At 70.7% G+C, this 3,023-nt stretch carries 1 protein-coding gene; it reads left to right on the top strand.

Annotated elements, in window-relative coordinates; translation table 11 throughout:
* The first annotated feature begins 226 nt into the window (after window positions 1-226).
* Entirely contained in the window at window positions 227-2,167 is a 1,941-nt protein-coding gene (locus ABZW10_RS38625) for a hypothetical protein (protein WP_355376381.1), read from the top strand.
* The last annotated feature ends 856 nt before the right edge of the window (window positions 2,168-3,023 follow it).

Below are 3,023 nucleotides of genomic sequence, written 5' to 3'. Positions count from 1 at the left end.
TGACCGCGGCGCAAAGACGCGACGGCGCGGGGGCACCCGGCCGGGTGCCCCCGCACGGCTCGCGCGCCCCGGCCGCACGCCCCGGCGCCGCGACCGGGGCCGCCACGTCCGCCCAGGTGGGCAGGGTCCCGGGCAGGCAGGGCCGGGGGCGGACGGGGCCGGCGTCCGTGTGCGAAACGGGGCGGAAGGTGGTGTGCGGACCGGCTTGCAGGTGAAGGGGCGGTTCATGGATCGCCTTCCCTCGCAAGGCTCGACGGCGCTGTGGTTCTGGTCAGGCAGGGGCCAATTCGGGACAGAGCCCGAGGACAGCAGGGTTCGGACAACGGGGGTTGCCTACTGTCGGTGGGGCCGCTGGCATCCCCCAGCGGGACGTGTGACCTCGAAGGATCTCAGCGGCACCGGGCAACAGCCCGAATTGAACACGCGTCCACTGTCCGCACCCCGTGAAAGCCAAGGTAGGGAGTCCTTACCCGTGCCCTCTGTGCTGCACTATGAGATCGTCACGGATCCGACACCGCTTCAAGTCTCGCGTCCCGGTGCGCCCTCCGTGGGGGCGGTCTACATGGTCGTCTCCAACACGAGCCTGACCGAGGTGAAGATCGAGCACATCGATGTGCTGATTCCGGTCGGCACCGGGAGCGGTGACCTGACGGACCATGTGTCGGCGATCAAGACGAGTGTCACCGGGACCTACGAAAAGCCGTCGGGTACGGAACCGAGCTTCGTTTGGCACAGTGGGGGCCGCTTCCGATTCGGCTTCACCTCGGGGAAGCGGGTGAAGCTGCCCGGACAGGAGTCCTTCGTCCTGAAACTGGAGAACATCCCGGTTTCCGACCAGGCAGGGCTGGTTGTCATCGGGGTGAACGAGAAGGCGGCCAACGGCGGCACGTCCATCAATCGCTATCCCTTCGTCACCAACCTCGCCTTGGTGAAGCAGACGCCGCTGGTTCCGCAGAACCTCCGCGCGGAGGTCGCCTTGGTGGACGCCGGCGATGACGTCGTCCTGCACTGGGACGGTCCGGACAGCCTCAAGTACTGGATCCGCTATCCGGATGGGACGTTGGAGCCCGCCGACCCGCCGGCGCGTCCCGCTCCCGTACGGTTCGGGCCGCACCGGCACGCTCCCGCCCTCGCCCTGAAGCGGGGCACCACCTACACCCTCGTGGCCGGGACGACCGACAGCAGCGGAGAGTTTCAGGAGGGGTACTTCCTCACCACCACCGTTCATGCGGGCATCCCCGAGTTCGAGAGCGGGGTGCGTGCCCTGTGGGTCGAAGGAACGGAGGAGCAGGGCCGGGTCACCTTCACCACGGGCGGCGTGAGGGTCGACAACGACAACGGCGCCCTGGGGACGGTCCTGGCCGGGACCGCCGACGTCCACGAGGTGAGGACCGAAAGGGTCAGGGGGAAGGGCGCGAACGCCGGCTGGATCGAACTCCCCGACACCGGCATCACCGTCCATCACGGCCCCGGCCCGGAACTCGGCACCGTCGTCGCCGCGCGCATCGACGCCGAGGGCGTCAACACCGCATGGGTCGGCGACCGCAATACGGGCAAGGGCTGGATCGAGTTCCCGTCGGCGGGCATCAGCGTCCGCAGGGACGGCGGCCAGGAACCGGGCACCGTCGCCGCCGACACGGCGGACCTGAACGGGGTCAACACCGAGTGGGTCCAGGGCCGGGACGCCACGGACGGCCGGATCGAGTTCCCCCCGTCCGGCATCAACGTCCGAAGCAACGGTGGTCAGGACTGGGGCACCGTCGCCGCCGACACGGCCGACGTGACGGGCGTGACCGCCCAGTGGGTCGAGGGGCCGAACGGTACGAGGAGCCGCCTCGCCTTCACCGACACGGGCGTCAGGGTCACCGACCCCGACGGCCACCGCGGCACCATCGTGGCGGGCGAGACCAACGTCCGCAGTGTGGTCACCCCGTGGGTCTCGGGGCCCCAGCCCGGCGCGGGATGGATCGCCTTCCGGGTGGAAGGAGTGGACGTCATGCGGGACAGCGAGGTGTCCTTCGGTACCATCCGAGCCGCCTCGTTCGAGGAGAAGGACGGCGGGACCGGACGGCCCCTGCACCGGAGGCTCCCCCCGTACGCGTGGCCCCCGAAGTCGGACAAGCAGAAGCCCCCCGCCTCCAGCAACCTGCGTGAGGATCCGGAGTAGGCGCTCAGCCTCGTTCGGCCGTCTGTCGGGCCCGCGTCTCCGGCTCGCACGCGAGTGCGGCAGGGACGTGGGCCCCACGCCGAACGGCAAGGTCATGTCGTGGGACCACCGGAGGCCCGGTCGTAGCTCCTCACACCTCAGGCTGGACAAGGTGGGGGCTCCTGTGGCACCGGGCGGCTTCTGGCGGCCGTTGCCACACCTGATCGGTTGGCCCAGCTGCGGGGAGTCTGGCCCGATGACCCACCGGGCATCCCTGGCAGGTCGTCTGACGCACCGACGGAACGGGATCACGATGACGGGGCGTCCCGTTCACGCCAAGGCCGGAATGCGGGCTTCATCACCACCCTGTGGCGCCTCGGCGCGGCGATGGTGATACGCCGACGGGCCACTGGCCGCCATCAGTGCGCCGAGCGGAAGGAAGCCCCATGCGCCCGCTTCGCGCTCGCGCGGCAGGACCGCTCGCGGTCCTGCTCGCCACCGGGCTGCTCACTCTCGCGCAGCCCGCCCACGCCTCCGGTCCTGCCGATCTCTACGCCACGGTCACCGCGTCGGGCGCGCCTGGGACCATCACCTACCGCGTCTTCTTCGGCAACTCCGGACCCAATCGCGCGGCGGGCACCGTGACGGCCGTCGTCCAGCTCCCGGCCCAGGCGGCCAGCGCAACGCGCGGGTGCAGGTCGGCACGGACCGGGTCACCGTCCGGAGCTCCCGGGACGGCAGGCTGTCGGGCCTGACCGTCGACATGCCGACCGGATCGAGGCCCGGCCGGGCGTCCCGCGCGGCACCGCGCTCGACTCCCACGGCGACCACCGGATCGTGATGTCGTTCTCCGTCACCGCCCTGCGCACGCCCGGCA

The sequence above is a fragment of the Kitasatospora sp. NPDC004723 genome (assembly GCF_040609255.1).
GTDB lineage: Bacteria > Actinomycetota > Actinomycetes > Streptomycetales > Streptomycetaceae > Kitasatospora.
This window is presented reverse-complemented; position numbering and strand designations above follow the sequence as displayed.

Excerpts from the sequence above, each read along its gene's own strand:
- ABZW10_RS38625 (WP_355376381.1), top strand. The coding sequence starts at position 227 with ATGGATCGCCTTCCCTCGCAAGGCTCGACGGCGCTGTGGTTCTGGTCA.